This window comes from Rhodococcus sp. 06-156-4, assembly GCF_002259345.1.
GTDB classification, from domain to species: Bacteria; Actinomycetota; Actinomycetes; order Mycobacteriales; family Mycobacteriaceae; genus Rhodococcoides; species Rhodococcoides fascians_E.
The window spans coordinates 1-2,535 of record NZ_NPGB01000016.1 but is presented as its reverse complement, the minus strand read 5'-3'; the positions used below and the strand labels follow the sequence as shown (position 1 = coordinate 2,535).

General features: G+C 60.7%; 1 protein-coding gene. It reads left to right on the top strand.

The window, feature by feature from the left end:
- Positions 1-12: 12 nt before the first annotated feature.
- Positions 13-2,535, top strand: a 2,523-nt coding sequence (locus CH290_RS10880) for a non-ribosomal peptide synthetase (protein ID WP_254924357.1), incomplete at its 3' end; no start/stop codon positions are given.

Below are 2,535 nucleotides of genomic sequence, written 5' to 3'. Positions count from 1 at the left end.
TCGCTCTCTGCGATGCGTGTCGTAGCCGCCGTGCAGGAAACCTTCGACTGTGAAATCAGCGTCCGTGCACTCATGGAAGCCCCCACCGTAGCGGGCCTGGCTCGTGTGGTGGGTGGAGGACAGTCGGGCACCAGGCAAATCTGGGAGCCATATGCGCGTCCGGCCCAGTTGCCGCTGTCGTTCGCCCAGCGTCGGTTGTGGTTCATCCATCAGCTAGAGGGACCATCGGCGACATACAACATCCCTCTGGTACTACGCCTAATCGGTCTACTCGACGTCGACGCGCTGACCCTGGCGGTTGCCGATGTCGTAGCCCGGCACGAGAGTGTTCGCACAGTGTTTCCCGCTACGGCTGGCGTGCCCGAGCAGTGCATTCTCGATGCCTCTGAAGGGCTTGTCGCCTGCAAAGTCATCGACGCCACCAACTGGACCGATCAACAGTTGGATGAGGCGGTCGGTATTGTCACCCGCCACGCCTTCGACTTAGAAACCGAGATTCCCTTTCGTGCAAGGCTTTTCGCAGTCTCGACCACGGAACACCATCTGGCCCTGGCAATGCACCACATCGCCGCCGACGGATCATCTCTCTCGCCGCTGGTTCGCGACCTGACTACCGCATATCAGGCCCGCACCACCCGGACGGAGCCAGGCTGGGAGCCGTTGCCCGTTCAGTACGCCGACTTCACAATCTGGCAGCACAAGCTCCTCGGCGAGGCCGACGATCCTAATACCCGATCTGGTCGACAAACAGTTTTCTGGGAGCGGAACCTCGCTGGATACGCGGGACTGCTGGAGCTTCCCACGGACCGGCCTTACCCCGCCGTCGCCAACCATCAGGGCGGCCAAGTCGTCGTCGAATGGCCCGCCGAACTGCAGGAACTCGTGCGGGTTGTGGCGCGGGAACGCAATGCGACGACGTTCATGGTGATGTCGGCGGCGCTTTCGGTGCTGTTGGCGCGTTTGAGCGGGAGCGCGGATGTGGCGTTCGGGGTGCCGACGGCGGGGCGGGGGCGAACCGAGTTTGACGGCATGGTCGGGTTTTTCGTCAACACGCTGGTGTTGCGTACGCGGGTTTCAGCCGAGATGAACTTCGGTGATTTGTTGGAGGAGGTACGGGAGCGGAGCCTGGACGCGTTCGCGAACCAAGATGTGCCGTTCGATGCGCTTGTCGAGCGCCTCAATCCGGTCCGTACGCAGGCTCACCATCCGTTGATCCAAATCCTGTTCGCCTGGCAAAACGTCACCCTGCCCGATCTGTCTCTGCCAGGTCTCGACATTTCCCCGCAGCGCACGGACACCTTGACCGCTCGAATGGACTTGACTTTCAGCCTGCGTGAGCGGTTCGACAACTCCGGCCGTCCCATAGGCATTGGGGGTCTGGTCGAGTACCGCACCGACGTCTATGACGCCGAAACTGTAAAACAACTTGTTACCCGCTGGCAGCGGGTGCTCACGACGATGCTCGCCGGCACGGACCGCTCGGTGGCGTCAATCGACTTGCTTGACGAGAGAGAACTGACGCAGCTGGACGCCCTCGGAGCGCGGTCAGTGCTAAATGAATCGATCGTGGACCCCGCGATTCCGGAGTTGTTCGCCGAGCAGGTGAGGGTGCGGCCGGACGTCATAGCGGTGGTGTTCGAGGGTCGGTCGTGGACGTATCAGGAGTTGGACGACACATCGACGCAGTTGGCTCATTTGTTGGCTGGGCGTGGGGTGGGAGTAGAGGACGTTGTTGCACTGTTGCTGCCACGTTCGGAACACACTGTGATAGCCATACTTTCGGTGCTGAAGCTGGGTTCTGCTTACTTGCCGATCGACATCAACACCCCTGACGAGCGCCTGGCATTCGTTCTACAAGACGCTGCGCCGGCCGCGATTTTGACCACGGTGAGCCTCGCTGGTCGCGTCAGTAAGTCCGGGGTCCCACTGATAGATGTCGAGGATCCCAAGGTCGCTGAACAGCCGACGACGACGTTGCCGGTGCCGAATGCTGACCTCCTCGCGTACATCATCTACACCTCAGGAACGACAGGCACACCCAAAGGCGTCGGCATCACACAAACGAACGTCACCCAGACCTACGCAGCTTCGGAACATGCTTTCAAACATTCCCCAGATCAGGTGTGGTCGATGTTCCATTCGTACTCGTTCGATGTGTCGGTGTGGGAGATGTGGGGCGCTCTGCTGCACGGCGGCCGCTTGGTGATCATCCCTGAGCATGCCGCCCGCTCCGCAACGGACTTTCACCGAATCCTGGTAGACGAGCAGGTCACCACCGTCAACCAGACCCCGTCCGCACTCGAGATGCTCTCGCCCGAGGGAATAGATCAAGTAAGGACCATTTTTGTGGGGGGTGAGGCATGCTCGCCCGAACTTGTCGATCGGTGGGCTTCAGGCCGAGAAATGATCAATGGCTACGGGGAGACAGAGACGTTCTACGCCTCTATGAGTGCGCCCATGAAGCCTGGTCATGGAGCTCCTATCGGTACGCCGGTGCCGGGTGATGCGTTGTTTGTGTTGGATTCCGGTTTGCGG